Source organism: Streptomyces sp. CB09001 (assembly GCF_003369795.1).
Classification (GTDB): domain Bacteria; phylum Actinomycetota; class Actinomycetes; order Streptomycetales; family Streptomycetaceae; genus Streptomyces.
On the sequence record NZ_CP026730.1, the window covers coordinates 1,825,727 to 1,842,409 of the forward strand.

Consider the following 16,683-nt stretch of genomic DNA (forward strand, 5'->3'; position numbering starts at 1 on the left):
CGTTCGTACCGTACGCACCGTGCTCGTGGACGCGGTGTGTCGTCCCTGCGAACCCTATGAGGCTCGCACCACCCCCGGAGGAAGACGCGAGCGACCCCCACTCAACCTGACACCCGCCGGCTTCTCGACTCGGGGAGCGAGAAGGATCACAGAGCGCGGGTGGCGGAACGGTACGCGGCGCGCGCATGTCCCCTGCGTGTACGCCATTTTGGTGCACAGTGCAACGAAAAGCATACCGGGCGTAAGCGGAGCATCAGCGCCTATGGTCGCTTTTCCGCCCGTGGCCGAGTGCCGCGGGCTCTTTCCGGCCCGGCGACAGCGCCGCCGTGCGGGTCGTGGCGTTCCCCCCGCCCCCGTCCCCGTCCCCGTCGAAAGCAGGCGAGCGTAGTTTTGTCGGCCGCCCCCGTCGCCACTCCCCCGTTCCGCACCACCCCCGTACCCGCCGCCCCGGGTGGCTCCGGCGCGTCCACCGCCACCGATCCCGCCCTCGTCCGGCGTGCCGTCAAGGCGGCGGCGCTGGGCAACGCGATGGAGTGGTTCGACTTCGGCGTCTACAGCTACATCGCCGTGACGCTGGGCAAGGTCTTCTTCCCGTCGGGCAACCCGACCGCGCAGCTGCTCTCCACCTTCGGCGCCTTCGCGGCGGCGTTCCTGGTGCGTCCCCTGGGTGGCATGGTCTTCGGTCCGCTCGGGGACCGGGTCGGGCGGCAGAAGGTGCTCGCCGTGACGATGATCATGATGGCGGCGGGCACGTTCGCCATCGGGCTGATCCCGTCGTACGCGACGATCGGCGTCTGGGCGCCGGTGCTGCTGCTGGTCGCACGGCTGGTGCAGGGGTTCTCCACCGGCGGTGAGTACGCGGGCGCGTCCACCTTCATCGCCGAGTACGCGCCGGACCGGCGGCGCGGGTTCCTGGGGAGCTGGCTGGAGTTCGGCACGCTCGCCGGGTACATCGGCGGCGCCGGTCTGGTGACGCTGATGACGGCGCTGCTGTCGGACGGCGACCTGATGTCCTGGGGCTGGCGCATCCCGTTCCTGATCGCGGGCCCGATGGGCGTCGTCGGCCTGTACCTGCGGATGCGGCTGGAGGAGACCCCGGCGTTCGCGGCCGAGGTGGCGAAGGCGGAGACGGAGCGGCCGAAGGTGCCGCTGCGCGAGATGGTCACCGGTCAGTGGCGGGCGCTGCTGCTCTGCGTCGGCCTGGTGCTGGTCTTCAACGTCACCGACTACATGCTGCTGTCGTACATGCCGAGCTATCTCACCAGCGAACTGAGGTACGACGAGACGCACGGGCTGCTCGTGGTGCTGGGCGTGATGGCGCTGATGATGGTCGTCCAGCCGTTCGCGGGCGCGCTGACCGACCGGGTCGGGCGGCGGCCGGTGATCGCCGCGGGCTGCGCGGGCTTCCTGCTGCTGTCCGTCCCGGCGCTGCTGCTGATCCGCGAGGGCAGCCTGCTCGCGGTGGCGCTGGGCATGGGCGCGCTGGGCCTGCTGCTGGTCTGCTTCACGGCGTCGATGCCGTCGGCGCTGCCGGCGCTGTTCCCGACGCGGGTGCGGTACGGCTCGCTGTCGATCGGCTTCAACGTCTCGGTGTCCCTGTTCGGCGGGACGACGCCGCTGGTGGTGACGGCGCTGATCGGGGCGACGGGCGACATGATGATGCCCGCGTACTACATGATGGCCGCGGCCGTGGTCGGCGGCGTGGCGGTGTGGTTCATGACGGAGTCGGCGGGCCGCCCGCTGCCGGGCTCGGCACCGGCGGTGGAGCAACGGCGCTGATCGCCCTTGTCTGCGAGACTGCCAGGATGATGGTCAGACTCGCCGAGGAGCGAGACTTCCCCGGATTCCTGGGCCTGGCGGGCCAGGTGGAGCACTGGTTCGGCCCGATGGTCGAGGACGCCGGATTCCACGACGCGGTGCGCGAGCACATCCGCCGGGGCGCGGCCCTGGTCGCCATCGCCCCGGACCCCGACGCGGGTGCGGGTGCGGGCGCGGAGCTGCTCGGCGGGCTCCTTTTCGGCACGGACGCGGACGCGGACCCGCCGGTCCACCACGTCCACTGGCTGGTCGTGTCCCGGCAGGCCCGCGCGGGCGGCGTCGGCCGTGCGCTGATGCGGGACGCGCTGGGCAGGTGGGTGCGGGAACCGGCCGACGTCGAGGTGGTCACCTTCGGCGCCGACCATCCCGGCGCCACCGAGAGCGGCGCCCGCGCCTTCTACGAGCGCCTCGGTTTCACCCCCGCCGAGGCCGTCGCCCCCGGCCCGGAGGGCGGCTCCCGCCAGCTCTTCCGCCGCAGGGCACAGGTCCGGCCCGCACGCGGGGAACACGTCACGACGTACACGGGAGGCCCCGCATGAGCGAGTCGCAGGTCTGGGACGACGTCGACACCTACTTCGTCACCCACCTCTCACCCGACGACGAGGCCCTGGCGGCAGCCCGCCGGGAGAGCGACGCCGCCGGGCTGCCCCCGGTGAACGTCGCCGCCAACCAGGGCAAGCTGCTCCAGCTCCTCGCCCAGCTCCAGGGCGCCCGCACCATCCTGGAGATCGGCACCCTGGGCGGCTACAGCACCATCTGGCTGGCCCGCGCCCTGCCCGCCGAGGGCCGCCTGGTCACGCTGGAGTACAGCGCCCGGCACGCGGAGGTCGCCACCCGCAACATCGCCCGCGCCGGACTCGACGCGCTCGTCGACGTACGGGTGGGTCCCGCGCTGGAGTCCCTGCCGAAGCTCGCCGACGAGAACCCGCCGCCCTTCGACCTGGTCTTCATCGACGCCGACAAGGGCAACAACCCGCACTACCTCGAGTGGGCCCTGAGACTCACCAGCACCGGCAGCCTGATCGTCATCGACAACGTGGTCCGCGGCGGCCGGGTGGCCGACGCCGACGACACCGGCGACGACGTACGCGGCACCCGCGCCGCCATCGAGCTGATCGGCAGCCACCCCCGGCTCAGCGGCACCGCGCTCCAGACGGTCGGCACCAAGGGGTACGACGGTTTCGCGCTGGCGCGTGTGCTGGCCTGAGCTGCCGGTCTGAGCGGCTGGCGTGAGCGGCTGGCCTGAGCTGCCGGCGTGAGCGGCTGGCGTGAGGGGCTGACCCGAGCGCGGGGCCGGACCTACACCTCGTGGTAGAAGCCGACGTTGACGCTGCGCGGCTCCGCGCGGTCCTGCACCACCACCTCGCCGCTGCCGCCCCTGGGCAGCGGCACGGTGCCGCCGTACGGCAGGGCCTGCCGGTGTTCGCCGACGGTCAGCCGGACCTCGCTGGAGGGATCCGCCTGGGAACCGCGGAGCCAGCTCAGCCGCCAGGTGCCGTCGGCTCCGCAGCGGAACTCCAGGTGGACCCGGGAGACGAACAGCCAGTCGTCCGGCGTCGACAGCCGGCACACGGACTTGTCCCTGCCCACCCTCAGCACCGCGTCGGGCTCGCTGGGCGCGTCGGCCATCTGCATGCCGGCCGTGGCACCCGCGTCCGCCGCGGTGACGGCGGCCATGGTGAGTTCGAGCACGTGCGCTCCTTCGAGGTCCGTTGGCTTGTCGCCGCCGCATGATAGATCGGCCGGTGAAGCCGTGTCCGGCGTCCGGCACAATGGGGTCATGACCGAGCGAAAGCCACCTGGCGTCGACTTCGAGTCCTGGGTCGACAAACAGATTCGAGACGCGGACGCGCGCGGCGAGTTCGCCGAGTTGCCGGGCGTGGGCAAGCCCCTGCCCGGCGAGCTGGACAGCACCTACGACGAACTGTGGTGGGTCAAGCGGAAGATGGCCCGCGAGGGATTCTCCGTGCTGCCGCCCACCCTGGCCCTGCGCAAGGAGGCGGAGGACGCCCTGGAGGCGGCGGCGGAGGCACCGTCGGAGCGGGTGGTCCGCCGCATCGTCGAGGAGATCAACGTCAAGATCCGCGACGTCATGTTCAAGCCGCCGCCCGGCCCCCCGCTGGGTCTGAAGCCCTACGACGTCGAAGAGGTCGTACGGCAGTGGCGGGAGGGCCGGGCGGAGCGGTGACGCCCGTCCTTCACAGGCGCATCAGCCGGTCCGCCAGCTCGCGGTAGTCCCGCAGGGCCAGGCGGAGTTGCTCGGTGTCCGTGCTCGGCGCACCCCGGTCCCCGTCGGCCTCCTGCCAGGAGGTGCGCAGGGTCCGGCGGCGGTGCGCCACGGCGTCCGCGAAGCGGGCGGCGATCTCCTCCAGGACCCGGTCGGCCTCCGCCACGGAGGCCCGCGGGGCGTCGACGAACCCGGCCACGGCGTGGTGCAGCCGCTCACCGAGTCGGTCGGACTCCCCGGGCGGGAGGAGCGAGCGGGCGGCCACCGGGACGCCCGACGGCCCGCCTGTCGGGCCCCCCACCGGGGCTGTTTCGCCGGTGGCACCGGGCTCGGGAGCCGTGCCGGGCCCGGTCGTCGCGCCGGGCGCGGGGGTCGTACCGGGCGCGGGGGTCGTACCGGGCGCGGCGATCGCGCCGGGCTCGGAGGTCGTGCGGAGACCGGCGGTGGTGGCGGGCTCGGCCGAGGTGCCGCGATCGGCCGTCGTGCCGGGTCCCGCCGCCGGACCGGGTCCCGCCGCTGTGCGGGGCTCGGTAGGGGTGCCTGGCTCGGTGGGGGTGCGGGGCTCGGTAGGGGTGCCGTGGTCGCCTGTCACGTCGGGCATTGCCTCAGCTCTCCTTCGGCCGGCGCTTGCCGAGCGACCACGTGTGGGGCGCGCGGGCGGAGTGCGCGGGCGACCCGCCGGCTTCCGTACCGGCCCGCTGCCGACCGTCGCCGTGGCGGTCCTGCCGTACCAGGGCCTCGAACAGCGCGCGGGCCTCGACGATGGCCTCGCGCATCTCCTCCGTGCCCGCACCGCCCTCCCCCGCGTCGTCCACGCGTGCGTGGGTCACGCGGTGCACGCGGCGGTAGCCCTCGACATGGCGGGCGTGATGCACGGACAGTGCCGTGAGCTGCTCCTCGTACTGGCCCCCGTCCGGGAAGCCGCGGGCGCCGGCGAGTTCCGCGAGCAGCCGGTCCGCCTCGCCGACCGCCTCGCGCGGGGAGTCGACGAAGTGCTCCTGAGCCGCGGCCCAGCGCGCCTCGAAGCGCTCGCGCTCGGCGGGTTCGAGGGGCCGCGGGTGCAACGACCCGTGCCGCCGCACCCGTTCGGCCAGTTCGCGTTCGGCCGCCTTGGTGTCGCCGTCGTGCCGGGCCACGGCCAGGTCGTACTCGGGCCCGAAGCGCCGCTTCAGGCTTCCGCCGTGCTGGGGGCCCCGTGCGCGTAGGGCAAGGACGGCCGCGACGACGAGCACGACCGCCACGATCACGATCAAAGCGATGATCACGCCTGTGGACATGAGTGCCTTCCGGGTTTTCGGCCTGCCGGCTCTCCGAACGGGCCGGTTCGCGGTTCGTGTTGCCCCGCAGCCCGCGCTCAAACGGCGCACGGCGTGCACCAAAGGCGCACCGGTGGGAAAATACGCTTGCCCGGCACACCGGTTTCCCGCCGACAGGTCATGACCTGGACCGTCGACCCGGAACCGTACGACTCCCCCGTCGCCGCCGCCCTCTGGCGCGCGTACTACACGGAGGTGAGCGACCGCTGGTACCGGCTCCACGAGGACCGTGCCACCGACCCCGACGAACTGGAGCGGGAGATCGCCGCGTACCCCGGTGCCGACCTCGTACCGCCCCGTGGACGCCTGCTGGTCGCGCGCTACGGCGGTGAACCGGCCGGCACCTCGGGCGTCCGGCTGCTGGACGACACCACCGCCGAGCTGACCCGGGTCTTCCTGTGCGGCTCGATGCGCGGCCGGGGCGGCGCCGCGCTGCTGGTGCGGGCCGCCGAGGACGCCGCACGGGCGCTCGGGGCGGTGCGCATGGTCCTGGACACGCGGGGCGACCTCGTCGAGGCCCGCGCCCTGTACGCGCGCCTCGGCTACACCGAGACCGAGGCGTGCAACGAGAGTCCGTACGCCGAGCACTGGTTCGCCAAGCGGCTGCGCCGCGACCGCGACTCCTGACGGCGGCGCTCAGCCCGCCCGCGCGGGCGCACGCCCCTCGTGCGGGCGCTCCCGCTCCGAGCCGCACAGTTCGCCGGTCAGCTCCCGCACCAGCCGCACCAGGTCGGTCGGGCGGTCCGGGCCCCACCAGTCGCCGAGCAGTTCGGCGAGCGAGTCCTCGCGGGCCAGCGCCAGCTTTTCGGCGACTGCGCGGCCCCGGCGGGTGAGGACCAGGTCGGGGCCCTCGCGGACGGCGAGGTGCCGCTCCTCCACCTGCCGGGCCGCCGCCATCACGGTGGCCAGGGGGACCGGGCTGCGCTCGGCGAGCTGGGCCGGCTCGACCCGGCCGTACTTCCTGACCCGCAGCAGCATCCAGCTGGACGCGGGCAGCAGGTCGTAGCCCGCCCGCGCGGTGATCCGGCGGTAGATCTCCCGGCGGCCCTCCCGGGTGCCGAGCACCGACAGGGCGCGGCACACCTCGTCGTGCGAGGAGCGTTCCACCGGGTTGCTGGCCAGGGTCTGGGTGGCGTCCGGCGCCGTGACCGAGCCGCGCAGCCGGTCCTCCTTCAGGAACCAGGCCAGCAGGAAGGCGACGAGGGCGACGGGGGCGGCGTACAGGAAGACGTCGGTGATGGAGGAGGCGTAGGCGTGGATCGCCTCGGGGCGCAGCGCGGGCGGCAGGGCGCCGATGCCGCGGGGGTCGGCCTTGAGGGTGTCCACGGAGACGCCCGGTGGCAGGGCGGCGCCCCGGAAGGCGTCGGCGAGCTGGTCGCCGAGGCGGCTCGCGAAGATCGTGCCGAAGATGGCCACGCCGAACGAGGCGCCGATGGACCGGAAGAAGGTCGCGCCCGAGGTGGCGACGCCCAGGTCCTCGTAGGGGACGGCGTTCTGCACGATGAGGACGAGGACCTGCATCACCAGACCGAGGCCCAGGCCGAAGACGAAGAAGTAGGCGCTCACCTCGCCGGTGGCGCTGTGCTCGTCGAGCTGGTGCAGCAGGAGCAGGCCGAGGGTGGTGACGGCGGTGCCCGCGACGGGGAACACCTTCCAGCGGCCGGTACGGCTGACGATCTGCCCGGAGACGGTCGACGACAGCAGCAGGCCGAAGACCATCGGCAGCATGTACACACCGGACACGGTGGGGGAGACACCGCGCACGACCTGCAAGAACGTCGGCAGGTACGTCATCGCGCCGAACATCGCGAAGCCGATGACGAAGCTGATGACGGCGGACAGCGTGAAGGTGCGGACGCGGAAGAGCTTGAGGGGCAGGACGGGCTCGGCCGCCCTGCGTTCCACGACGACGAAGAGCACGGCCAGGACGACCGCGAGCACCGCCAGACCGACGATCTGCGGGGAGCCCCAGGCCCAGGTCGTGCCGCCGAGCGAGGCCACGAGGACCAGGCAGGTGGCGACGGAGGCGATGAGGAGGGTGCCGAGGTAGTCGATGACGTGCCGGGCGGCGCGGCGCGGGATGTGCAGGACCGCGGCGATCACGGCGAGCGCGACGACGCCGATGGGCAGGTTGATGTAGAAGACCCACCGCCAGCTGAGGTGCTCCGTGAAGACGCCGCCGAGCAGCGGCCCCAGCACGCTGGTCGCACCGAAGACCGCGCCGAACAGCCCCTGGTAGCGGCCTCGTTCACGGGGCGGGACCAGGTCCCCGACGATCGCCATGGACAGCACCATCAGCCCGCCGCCGCCCAGGCCCTGCAGGGCGCGGAAGGCGATCAGCTCGGACATGCCCTGCGCGATGCCGCACAGCGCGGAGCCGACCAGGAAGATCCCGATCGCCAGCTGGAACAGCTTCTTGCGTCCGTACTGGTCGCCGAGCTTGCCCCACAGCGGGGTCGCGGCGGTGGCCGCCAGCAGATACGCGGTGACCACCCAGGACAGGTGCTCCAGGCCGCCCAGATCACTGACGATGGTCGGCAGCGCCGTCGACACGATGGTCTGGTCGAGTGCGGCGAGCAGCATGCCGAGGAGCAGGGCTCCGATGGAGACGAGTACGCCGCTGGAGACCTGCTCCTGCCCGCCCGGTGCGGCGGGCCGCGCCGGGTCCGGCTCCGACTCCGTCGCCTCGCGCACGTCTCCGGCCATCCCGACCTCCACAGGTGTCACGATCCATCCTGGTCGGTGTGACCGGTTTTGGCCGTTTCAGTCCTCCTGGAAGCCGGTATTCCGGGGGCGTGTGCGCCGAAGTATGGAGAAGATCTGCATAATCTCTGGAGTTCGCGAGGGGAGTCGCGAGGGGAGGGACGAACGCGTGGAGCAGCAGAAGGAGCCGTCGCAGGACCGGCCGGCGGGGGCCGCCTGCCCGGAGTGCGGCACACCCAGGGCGGCGGACAACACCCCGTCCTGCGCCTGCGGAACCAGGGCGTCCGACGCCCTGCGCGACGCACGCACGGCCCAGGCGGCAGCGGCGGAGGACTTCGATCCGTTGCGCATACGGCCGTACGTCGAGCTGGACGGCACCGACGCCGGGGAGTCTTCGGACACGGCCGGCGCGTCCGGAGTGTCCGGTGCGGCCGCCGTGTCCGACGTGTCCGGTGAGCGCGGCGCCGCGCCCGCGTCCGATTCCGACCCGGACGCCACCATGACGCTGCGCGCCGTCGACGCCGGGGCCGGTGCGGGAGCGGGAGCGGGTACAGGTACGGCAGCCGGTACCGATGCCGATGGTGGTGCCGGTGCCGGTGCCGGCTCGCCCGACGGGGACACGGGAGCGCCCTCGGAAGCGACCTCCGCGCTGCCGACGCCCCTCGCACCCTCGACCGGCTCGCCCAGCGCGCACGACCTGCGCCTGTTCGACGCGTCCGCCACCGCGCCCCTCGCGCGGGTGGGCCCGGGGACGGACAGTGCGGGCAGCGGGGGACGGCCGCGGCGGCGGCGCAAGGGCGTCCTGCTGAGTGCGGCCGGGGCGGTCGTCGTCGTGGTCGGCGCGGCGGGATTCGCGAGCGGGCTGTTCTCGTACGACACCCCGTCGCGGGACGGGGCGCTGCCGGACGAGGTCCGCGCGAGCGTGCCGGACCCGTCGACCAGCGAGGCCTCCCCTAGCGCGGAACCGAGCGCGTCCTCCGCCTCCCCGTCACCCTCCGCGTCCGCCTCCGCCTCCGCGTCCGCTTCCCCGTCGGCCGACGCGAGCGCCTCGTCGTCGCCGTCCCCGTCGGCGTCGAGCGCCTCGCCCACCCCGTCCCGGTCGGCCGAGCCGACGCAGAGCACGAGCGCGCCGACCGACGACGCCCCGCAGGAGTCCGAGGACGACGACCGGGACCCCGGCGGCGGCCCCATGCTGCGCCGCGGCGACCAGGGCCCGGAGGTGGTGGAACTTCAGCAGCGCCTGAAGGAGAAGTGGATGTACTGGGGCGACCTCGACGGCGACTACAACCGCCAGGTCGAGGACGCCGTCCGCCAGTACCAGTGGGAGAGCGGCATACGCACCGACAGACTCGGCGTCTACGGCCCGGAGACCCGCCGCAGGCTGGAGTCGGAGACACAGGAGCCGTAGCGGCCGGCGTACCGGGCAGGAGCCGTAAGACTCGGCAGCGGTGAAGGCAGGAGCCGTAAGACTCGGCAGCGGTGAAGGCAGGGCCCTCGGCCGCCGTCAGCCGATGTGCAGGCGCAGCCCGCCCCCGTCCGCGTCGGCCTCGACGCGCACCCGCGTCAGGTCCTCCACGACCACGTCCGGCCCGTGGAACCCGGCGCGCGGTCCGACCCCGACGACCCGCATCCCGGCGGCGCGCCCGGCCGCGATACCGGCGCCGGAGTCCTCGAAGACGATGCAGTCGGCGGGGGCGATGCCCAGTTCGGCGGCGCCCTTGAGGAAGCCCTCCGGGTCGGGCTTGCTCGCGCCGACCGACTCGGCGGTGACCCGGACGTCCGGCTGCGCGAGCCCGGCGGCGGCCATCCGCGCGGTGGACAGCGCCACGTCGGCCGAGGTCACCAGGGCGTGCGGCACACCGCGCAGCGAGGCGAGGAACTCCGGCGCGCCGGGGATCGCGACGACACCCTCGGTGTCGGCGGTCTCCTCGGCGAGCATGCGCGCGTTGTCGGCGTGGTTCTGCTCCATGGGCCGGTGCGGCAGCAGCAGCGCCATCGAGGCGTAGCCCTGCCGTCCGTGGACAACCTTCATGACCTCGTCGCCGTCCAGCCCGTGCCGGTCGGCCCAGCGCCGCCAGACGCGGTCCACGGCGGCGTCCGAGTTGACGAGGGTGCCGTCCATGTCGAGCAGCAGGGCACGGGCGGGCAGAACGGTGGTGGCGGTGGCCGTCATCGGCAGACTCCAAGGGGCGGGGAGGAAACAAGGCGGCCCCGCCCGCCGGTCAGGGAGAACGGGCGGGAACCACTTTGTTCATCCACGGTACAAAATAGACCCGGTTCGCGCCACCGGCACGCGCCACCCGTACACACCGCCGGCCGCTCAGCCGGCGATCGCCTCCCACAGGCTCCACACGCCGAGGCCCAGCATGAGCACGGCCGCGATCTTCGTGATCAGCCCGAGCGGCACCCGCTTCATCAGGGCCTTTCCACCGACGATGCCGAGCCCGGCCACCGCCCACAGTGCGAGCACCGCGCCGAGGCCGACGGAGAGCGGATCGTCGTAACGGGCCGCGAGGTTGGCCGTCATGATCTGCGTCAGATCGCCGAACTCGGCGACCAGGATGAGCATGAAGCCCGCCCCGGCGACCTTCCAGAAGGACTGGTCCTCCGGCTTGCGGACCTCCCCGTCCTCGTCGTCCTTCTTCATCAGCAGCACGGCGGCACCGCCGAGGAACAGCACACCGGTGATCGCGTGCACGAGCTGCTGCGGCAGCAGGGTCAGCACGCTGCCGGCCGCGACGGCCAGCACGACGTGCAGCAGGAAGGCGGCGGCGACGCCCGCGAAGACGTACGAGGCGCGGTAGCGGGTGCCGAGGACGAGGCCGGCGAGGGCGGTCTTGTCCGGCAGTTCGGCGAGGAAGACGACGCCGAAGACGAGCGCCGTCACGGTCAGGCTGATCAAGATTCCTCAATCGGTCGGGGCCACCCCACCGAGAGTGCTGATTGCGCGGATTCCACAACCTCCGCGACGCGCGACACCTCGGCACGGCAGCACACGGATCCACCCCTGCCGTACGGCACGGGCGTGCACTGCTTGCCGAAGGTCTCGCTGGCCTGCCTCGCGTGCGAGGCCTGCCTCCGGGCGCCGGCTCAGGCGGGCTGAGCAGTATGTCGACGGTCCGGCGAAGAGCTACTCCCCTTCTGCGCCGTCCATAGTACGCGAACCCGCCGCCGGGACCGAGGGCCGAAAGTCCCGCGCCGAGCCCCGCCGGGACCGAGGGCCGAAAGTCCCGCGCCGAGCCCCGCCGGGACCGAGGGCCGAAAGTCCCGCGCCGAGCCCCGCCGGGTCCCGCGCCGAGCCCGTCAAAGTCCTGTGACGAGTCTCGTCGCACTCCTAGACGTGCCATGCACACGTCACTAACTTCTTTCCGGCCGCACACCTGTGCGCCATGCGGCGTCGCGAGCATTCCCCTGCCCGCGTCCCAACACCCCCACACCTCAAGGGAGTTCGCATGCCGAAGTTCTACGCGCGTCGACGGCTCGGTTTCCTCGCCGCGTTCACCGGGCTCATAGCCTCCGCCGGGCTCCTCAACGGCCCGGCCGCCTCCGCCGCTCTCCCCACCCCGGTCAGCGCCGCCACCGCCCGCACCTACCTCGCCTCCCTCACGGTGGCCACCGAGGACCGCACCGGCTACGACCGCGACCTCTTCCCGCACTGGATCACCCAGTCCGGCACCTGCAACACCCGCGAGACGATCCTCAAGCGCGACGGCACGAACGTCGTCACCGACTCCTCCTGCGCCGCCACCAGCGGCAGTTGGTACTCCCCCTACGACGGCGCCACCTGGTCCGCCTCCTCCGACGTCGACATCGACCACCTGGTATCTGCGACCGCGACAGCGAGGATTCACTGAATCACGAGGTGAGAGCGTCTGCGGCATGCCGCTGACATCGGGTTTGCTATTGATTTGAGTGGGGGACCTGGCGTCAGAAAGGGGGATCGTCGCCGTAGGAAGTAGTCGTAGCCCATTCCGTTCCGTCAAACTCCGAGTCACAGAACTCGAACGGGTTGCGCCGCACCTCTATCCCTGAGGTGTCTTCGCCCCAGGTCTGCAAGGTCTCAAGCGCCAACTCCTGATGTTGCCATCGCTCGCTCGTGGCCAGCACACTCCGCACGAGCGGAACGAGGTCCTTCTGGTGGTGAACCAGGCGTGCGTCATCGAGCAGCGGGATGCACGCAGTGACGACCGCGACGCGCACTTGGGGGTCTGGGTCGTCAAGATACGGGGAGATTTCGCCGAAAAGCTGCGAACGGATGCGGCGGATCCCGTTGAACGGCGGATAGTCCTCGGGCGGGAACCCGTGACGGCGGCTGATCTTCTCGGCTTCGTTGTCGACCTCTCTGGCCACCGATCCCAGCCAGTCCACCAGTTCGGCGCGCATCGTCCCAGGAGCACAGTTCCTTCCGTCGACAGGCAGCCTGGTCCGGGGATCGGCGAGGATCCCGGCCACATACAACGCAGCAGGGACAGTCGCCTCGTACAGGGTGTTCTGGTGGTGGACTACGTGGTCCAGATAGTCCAGCGCTCTGGATCTCACGGCTTGGTCAGTGTCCAGAAGCCCGATCAGCATCTCGCGGGCGTCATCGGCTTTCCCCATGGCGTGGCCCAGTGCAGCCCAGTTTGTGCCAGCAAGCACGGCTGCGGGATCGGGTATGCCTTCGGAGTCAGAGGCTGCTGCGCTTGTCACGCCTGGAGTATGGCAGCGGCGTCAGTCAGGTTCGTGGCGGGCCAGACGCCTGCGGAGTTCGAGGTTTTCTCCCTGCGCGGCTTCCAGTGCCTTGCGCAGCCTCGTCACCTCGGCACGGTGCGCCTCCTGCTGCCGCGTGAGGCGGGCGCTCAGTGCCCTCACCGCGGCGGAGGTCGAGGAGTCGCCCGGCGGATTCGCAGGCCCCGCCGGAACCGGTCCGGTCTTGGCTCGGTGCCGCTCGATCTGCGTCCGAAGTTCCGGGCTCCTGTAGAGGAAGTCCGTACTCACCCCGGCCTGGCGGGCCACGGCGGTGAAGCTGATGGGCTTGCCCGCCCTGGCCAGCTCGGCGAGGGCAGTGCGCGCCCGCTTCTCGGCTTCCTGGGTACGGGCGCGGGTGGCCTGGCGAAGGTGCTTGGGCAGCGGCGTCATGTGGTCGGCTCCTGTTGTCGGGCAGCGGGCTACGGTTCGGGGCGATCGGCAGCGCCTGCCCCGCGAACCGCCCGGAGGTGGCCGTCCTCGTGGACGCTGACCTGGTCCAGGGCGACGAGGACCTTGGTCAGCGCGCGGGTCTCGGCGAGGCGGCCGGCGAGCCAGATGTTGTCCTCACCCATCGGCTCCCCGTGCCGGGCGGTGAACTGGGTCTGGCGGCGCGCGATCAGCGCTTCGGACTGCTGGAGCTGGTGCTGGAGTTCGTCGCGGTGGCTGGTGTCGGTGACGAACTTGTCGCAGGTGAGGCAGGCGTTGCCCTTGGAGCAGACCTGCCGGGGCGGCAGCATGCACCAGCCGTTGGGCAGCACTCGGTCGGCCCGCTGGTCCAGGTGGAGGAGGTCGTAGAGGTCGCTGGGGTTCACCTCGGCGGTCCGGCCGTCGGCCGTCACCTTCTTGTAGCGGAGGAACTCGCGCTCGGCCGTCACGGCCAGGGTCTTGGCGTAGTGCATGGTCATGGCCGGTGTGACATGTCCCAGGTAGCGCATGACGACGTGGATCGGGACCCCGGCGTTGATCAGGTCGGTCGCCCGGGTGTGCCGGAAGGTGTGGGTCTTCGAGATCTTGACAGGGCGGCCGACACTGTCGGTGATCGCCAGCTTCTCGGTCAGTACGCCAAGGCGACTGTGAAACGTCGCCGAAGCGTAGGGCCTCTTCCCGAGCCGGTTGTTCTTGGTCTGCAGGAACAGATACGGCGGTTCAGTGCCCTCTGGGGAGCCCTGCGCGGCGATGAACTCGCGGGCCCACTTCTGCTGGAGACGGATGATGTCGACGATCTCCTGGTCGACAGGGATCGTCGGCGGCTCGCCACCGGTGATCTTCGTCTGCTGATAGGCGAGCCGGGCCACGAAACCGTCCGGCCCCTTGTCCTTCTGTTTCCCCGTGGTCAGCAGCGGCAGCAGCGGTTCGAAGTCCATCATCAGGACCTCGTTCATGCGCCGGCCCGTTCGGATGAGCAGCATCAACGCATGGAAAGCCTGCCGGTCATCAAGGCCTCCCTCGGCTTTGGAGGCCGCGAGTACCCCGGAACCCGCCGCGATCGTACTGATCACCTCGTCCTCCAGGGCCATGTCGTCCGGGAGCTGGTTGGTGAGTCGCGGCTTGTCTTCCAAGCGGAACAGCACCGTGTGCTCCAGGCCAAGTCCGGCCCAGCGCCGGTCACCGAGAACCGAGACCGCCTCGGCACGGTTGTCGTAGATCCACCGGTAGAACGCCTCGATGGTCACCAGCGGGCCCCGTCGGCTGTTCTTCGCCAGCCTGCCGCCCTTGTTCGGGCCGGTCATCGCGGTGTGACTGTTGAGTGAGGTCACAAACCCGAGCAGCCAGGGCCGAAGCTTCTCCGGTGAGTCGACGAGTTGAGGACCGGCGCAGCCTGCTTCGTCGATGTACCACTGGAACCACTTCAGGTGATCCAGCCTGCTCTTCACCGACGACCACACGTACCGCTCGGTCGACAACTGGACGGACAGCCACCACTTTGCGGCTTCCCGGAACCAGCCTGTCGTGAGCTGGCTGAAGTTGGCCACCGTGCGGCCATTGGGCTCGTGCTCCCGTTGCGGGATGCGCCGGTCCAGAGCGGGGTTCCAGACGTTCAACCGCCACCACTCCCCGTCGTGGTAGGCGTGGGCAAGACGGTCTTGCACGTGCTTCAGGCCGTTCTCGACCCATGCCGGTAGATGGGGGTTGGCTGAAGTGTGGGTGCGCATCAGCGCTCCCCTGACCTCTCGCCCCCATTCCTCGTGCGTCAGAGCCGTCAGCGACCGCGCTGTCCGTGCCACGGAACTGCCGTGCTCAACCGCAAGAACAAGACCCCGCCGCAGCTCACCCAGGCGATTGGTGTTGATGCTGTATCCGTCGGCGACCTGTTGGTCGATGAACCAGGCCATTTCCCAGGTCATCGGCTCCGGGAGTCCTCGGAGGCTGAGGGACTGGGTGTACCAGCCCCGGCTCTTGTCGATCGTTCGGACGATGAACGCCTGACGGTAGTCCTCGGGCATGTTCGCGGAGTCGAAGTGATCCCGCCGGTGTTCCTCAGGCAGGCTCTCCCAGAGCCGCCTCGCCCGCTCCTCGCTGAAAAGCTCAGCGATCGGCAGCCGCGGGTCCCGTTTGTCCCGGCGATTGCGCTCACGAACCCTTGGAGCCTGCGCCCTCTGTTCGGGCAATGATGTGACGGTCTTCCGCTCAACGCTCACTGTCAGCTCCCCACGCCTTCGTGATCTCCTGCCAATCCGCGCACGCCCGGAGCTCCGCGTCCTCGGTCACATGGGCGTACGTGTTGATCGTGGTCTGGATGTCCGCGTGGCCGAGCCTGCGGCTGACCACGTGCATCGGCACTCCGGACAGCAGCAGGGCCGTGGCGTGGGTGTGCCGGTACCAGTGCGGGGTCATGCCCGGTGGCAGGCCGGGGACGTGCTGCTTCCGCGCGGCCAGGTGCTTATAGACGCTCTCCGCCCTGAGCGGCGCGAACCGGCGTCCGCGGTGCAGGTTGCAGAAGATGTACGCGTCGTCCCAGTCGTCCAGCTCGACGTCTGCACCGGCCTCGCACAGTGCCCAGACCCAGTCGCCGTAAAGGCGGTCCAGAACCGAGCCGACGAAGACGCGGCGGTGACCGCTCTTGGCCCGCAGGCCGTGCGGGTGGTCCTCACGGTGGACGACCTCGACCTGCGCGGTCGTACCCGTGCCGGTCTTCCAATCGCGGTGCCGCAGGCCAAGGGCCTCGCCGAGCCGCAGCCCGGTCTCCTCCAGCAGGGTCCACAGCAGGCGGTACCGCAGTTCGCCCGACCAGACCGCGCCTGCCGCGTCCCAGGACGCCTCCGCCTCACGGATCGCTGCCATCTGAGCGGGCAGCAGCACCGGCACCGGTTTCGCCCGGACCCGGATCTTGACCACGCTCGAACGGCGTCCGGCCCTGCGCGCCACGTGTTCCAGGAACGGCAGGTAGCTTCCCGGCCTGGCCCTCACCGTCTCGTACAGCCGTCCCGCGACCTCGACCCCGCGCGAGGCGTGATAGCGGTAGAAGCCCATGACCGCGCGGGCCCGGCTCGCCACGGTCGCGTCGGCCGCCTTCACGACCTCATGGAGCGGAACCACGTCCTCAGCCACACTTCCGCGACGCAACTGCCCGACAAAGGTGCCGAGTTCAGTCACTCCGATGGCGTCCCACGCCTGCGCCCGACGCTCCAGAAACGTCCACCACAGGGCCAGGCCCCGCGCGTAGCTCTTGAGGGTGTTGGGTGAGCAGTCCCTCGATCTCAGGTACTCCAGGTACTGCTCGACCGGCTCCGCTACACGGTAGTCCTCGCCGACGACCGTCCACGTCACGCCTTCACCGGTGACCACCCGCTGCGTACTTGCCACCGCCACCCCGTCCGTCATCGCTGTCAGCGGCACCTCACCGCTGCACCGGATAACGCACCGCTCACAGGAAGGACACGGCCCACCACG

General features: G+C 71.2%; 16 protein-coding genes and 1 pseudogene. 7 read left to right on the plus strand and 10 right to left on the minus strand.

Features of this window, described 5'->3' with window-relative positions:
* Nucleotides 1-390: 390 nt before the first annotated feature.
* The 3 genes from proP to C4J65_RS08560 are packed head-to-tail and all read left to right on the plus strand — an operon-like array spanning nucleotide 391 to nucleotide 3,025.
* The gene (gene proP / locus C4J65_RS08550) at nucleotides 391-1,779 is read left to right on the plus strand and encodes a glycine betaine/L-proline transporter ProP (RefSeq protein ID WP_115741864.1); all 1,389 of its coding nucleotides are present in this window, start codon (nucleotides 391-393) and stop codon (nucleotides 1,777-1,779) included.
* 26 nt (nucleotides 1,780-1,805) lie between these two features.
* On the plus strand, nucleotides 1,806-2,357 hold the full coding sequence (locus tag C4J65_RS08555) for a GNAT family N-acetyltransferase (protein WP_162833083.1): 552 nt from the start codon (nucleotides 1,806-1,808) through the stop codon (nucleotides 2,355-2,357).
* On the plus strand, nucleotides 2,354-3,025 hold the full coding sequence (locus C4J65_RS08560) for an O-methyltransferase (RefSeq protein ID WP_115741866.1): 672 nt from the start codon (nucleotides 2,354-2,356) through the stop codon (nucleotides 3,023-3,025). The genes C4J65_RS08555 and C4J65_RS08560 overlap by 4 nt, the downstream gene beginning before the upstream one ends.
* Nucleotides 3,026-3,117: 92 nt before the next feature.
* Here the strand turns inward: C4J65_RS08560 and C4J65_RS08565 are convergent, their stop codons facing one another.
* Nucleotides 3,118-3,510 carry a hypothetical protein gene (locus C4J65_RS08565; RefSeq protein WP_162833084.1) on the minus strand — a complete coding sequence of 131 codons (393 nt, stop codon included), beginning with the start codon at nucleotides 3,508-3,510 and terminating at the stop codon, nucleotides 3,118-3,120.
* 88 nt (nucleotides 3,511-3,598) lie between these two features.
* Between C4J65_RS08565 and C4J65_RS08570 the strand changes: the two genes are divergently transcribed.
* Entirely contained in the window at nucleotides 3,599-4,006 is a 408-nt protein-coding gene (locus tag C4J65_RS08570) for a DUF1992 domain-containing protein (protein WP_115741868.1), read from the plus strand.
* A gap of 10 nt (nucleotides 4,007-4,016) precedes the next feature.
* Here the strand turns inward: C4J65_RS08570 and C4J65_RS08575 are convergent, their stop codons facing one another.
* Complete coding sequence (locus C4J65_RS08575; RefSeq protein ID WP_115741869.1) at nucleotides 4,017-4,646, minus strand: hypothetical protein; 630 nt, start codon at nucleotides 4,644-4,646, stop codon at nucleotides 4,017-4,019.
* Nucleotides 4,647-4,650: 4 nt separating this feature from the next.
* A complete protein-coding gene (locus C4J65_RS08580) occupies nucleotides 4,651-5,322 on the minus strand; it encodes a hypothetical protein (RefSeq protein WP_115741870.1) in 672 nt (223 codons plus the stop codon).
* Between the two features lie 159 nt (nucleotides 5,323-5,481).
* Between C4J65_RS08580 and C4J65_RS08585 the strand changes: the two genes are divergently transcribed.
* Nucleotides 5,482-5,988, plus strand: coding sequence for a GNAT family N-acetyltransferase (locus C4J65_RS08585; protein WP_115741871.1), 507 nt, complete (start codon nucleotides 5,482-5,484; stop codon nucleotides 5,986-5,988).
* 9 nt (nucleotides 5,989-5,997) lie between these two features.
* Here the strand turns inward: C4J65_RS08585 and C4J65_RS08590 are convergent, their stop codons facing one another.
* Nucleotides 5,998-8,067: an MFS transporter gene (locus C4J65_RS08590; protein ID WP_115746355.1), complete on the minus strand. Its 2,070-nt coding sequence runs from the start codon at nucleotides 8,065-8,067 to the stop codon at nucleotides 5,998-6,000.
* A 166-nt stretch (nucleotides 8,068-8,233) separates the two neighbouring features.
* On the opposite strand from C4J65_RS08590, the gene C4J65_RS08595 reads away from it, so the two are divergent.
* Nucleotides 8,234-9,472 (plus strand): peptidoglycan-binding domain-containing protein, encoded by a 1,239-nt coding sequence (locus C4J65_RS08595; protein ID WP_115741872.1) that lies wholly within the window; start codon nucleotides 8,234-8,236, stop codon nucleotides 9,470-9,472.
* A gap of 96 nt (nucleotides 9,473-9,568) precedes the next feature.
* Here the strand turns inward: C4J65_RS08595 and C4J65_RS08600 are convergent, their stop codons facing one another.
* Nucleotides 9,569-10,237: an HAD-IA family hydrolase gene (locus C4J65_RS08600; RefSeq protein ID WP_115741873.1), complete on the minus strand. Its 669-nt coding sequence runs from the start codon at nucleotides 10,235-10,237 to the stop codon at nucleotides 9,569-9,571.
* A gap of 147 nt (nucleotides 10,238-10,384) precedes the next feature.
* Nucleotides 10,385-10,966: a TMEM165/GDT1 family protein gene (locus tag C4J65_RS08605; protein WP_115741874.1), complete on the minus strand. Its 582-nt coding sequence runs from the start codon at nucleotides 10,964-10,966 to the stop codon at nucleotides 10,385-10,387.
* A gap of 550 nt (nucleotides 10,967-11,516) precedes the next feature.
* Here C4J65_RS08605 and C4J65_RS08610 point away from each other — a divergent pair.
* Nucleotides 11,517-11,888 (plus strand): annotated as a pseudogene (locus C4J65_RS08610) (hypothetical protein); the annotation flags it as partial.
* Nucleotides 11,889-11,991: 103 nt separating this feature from the next.
* On the opposite strand, the gene C4J65_RS08615 reads toward C4J65_RS08610, so the two are convergent.
* From C4J65_RS08615 to C4J65_RS08630, 4 genes are read right to left on the minus strand one after another with little or no spacing between them, the layout of a single operon-like run.
* Nucleotides 11,992-12,753, minus strand: coding sequence for a hypothetical protein (locus C4J65_RS08615; protein WP_162833085.1), 762 nt, complete (start codon nucleotides 12,751-12,753; stop codon nucleotides 11,992-11,994).
* A gap of 21 nt (nucleotides 12,754-12,774) precedes the next feature.
* A complete protein-coding gene (locus C4J65_RS08620; RefSeq protein ID WP_115741876.1) occupies nucleotides 12,775-13,182 on the minus strand; it encodes a DUF6262 family protein in 408 nt (135 codons plus the stop codon).
* 29 nt (nucleotides 13,183-13,211) lie between these two features.
* A complete protein-coding gene (locus C4J65_RS08625) occupies nucleotides 13,212-15,431 on the minus strand; it encodes a tyrosine-type recombinase/integrase (protein ID WP_162833086.1) in 2,220 nt (739 codons plus the stop codon).
* Nucleotides 15,421-16,614 carry a tyrosine-type recombinase/integrase gene (locus tag C4J65_RS08630; protein WP_115741878.1) on the minus strand — a complete coding sequence of 398 codons (1,194 nt, stop codon included), beginning with the start codon at nucleotides 16,612-16,614 and terminating at the stop codon, nucleotides 15,421-15,423. Before C4J65_RS08630 ends, C4J65_RS08625 begins: the two co-directional genes overlap by 11 nt.
* Nucleotides 16,615-16,683 lie beyond the last annotated feature (69 nt).

Excerpts from the sequence above, each read along its gene's own strand:
- C4J65_RS08555 (WP_162833083.1), top strand. The coding sequence starts at position 1,806 with ATGATGGTCAGACTCGCCGAGGAGCGAGACTTCCCCGGATTCCTGGGC.
- C4J65_RS08560 (WP_115741866.1), top strand. The coding sequence starts at position 2,354 with ATGAGCGAGTCGCAGGTCTGGGACGACGTCGACACCTACTTCGTCACC.
- C4J65_RS08570 (WP_115741868.1), top strand. The coding sequence starts at position 3,599 with ATGACCGAGCGAAAGCCACCTGGCGTCGACTTCGAGTCCTGGGTCGAC.
- C4J65_RS08575 (WP_115741869.1), bottom strand. The coding sequence starts at position 4,646 with ATGCCCGACGTGACAGGCGACCACGGCACCCCTACCGAGCCCCGCACC.
- C4J65_RS08580 (WP_115741870.1), bottom strand. The coding sequence starts at position 5,322 with ATGTCCACAGGCGTGATCATCGCTTTGATCGTGATCGTGGCGGTCGTG.
- C4J65_RS08585 (WP_115741871.1), top strand. The coding sequence starts at position 5,482 with ATGACCTGGACCGTCGACCCGGAACCGTACGACTCCCCCGTCGCCGCC.
- C4J65_RS08590 (WP_115746355.1), bottom strand. The coding sequence starts at position 8,067 with ATGGCCGGAGACGTGCGCGAGGCGACGGAGTCGGAGCCGGACCCGGCG.
- C4J65_RS08600 (WP_115741873.1), bottom strand. The coding sequence starts at position 10,237 with ATGACGGCCACCGCCACCACCGTTCTGCCCGCCCGTGCCCTGCTGCTC.
- C4J65_RS08620 (WP_115741876.1), bottom strand. The coding sequence starts at position 13,182 with ATGACGCCGCTGCCCAAGCACCTTCGCCAGGCCACCCGCGCCCGTACC.
- C4J65_RS08630 (WP_115741878.1), bottom strand. The coding sequence starts at position 16,614 with ATGACGGACGGGGTGGCGGTGGCAAGTACGCAGCGGGTGGTCACCGGT.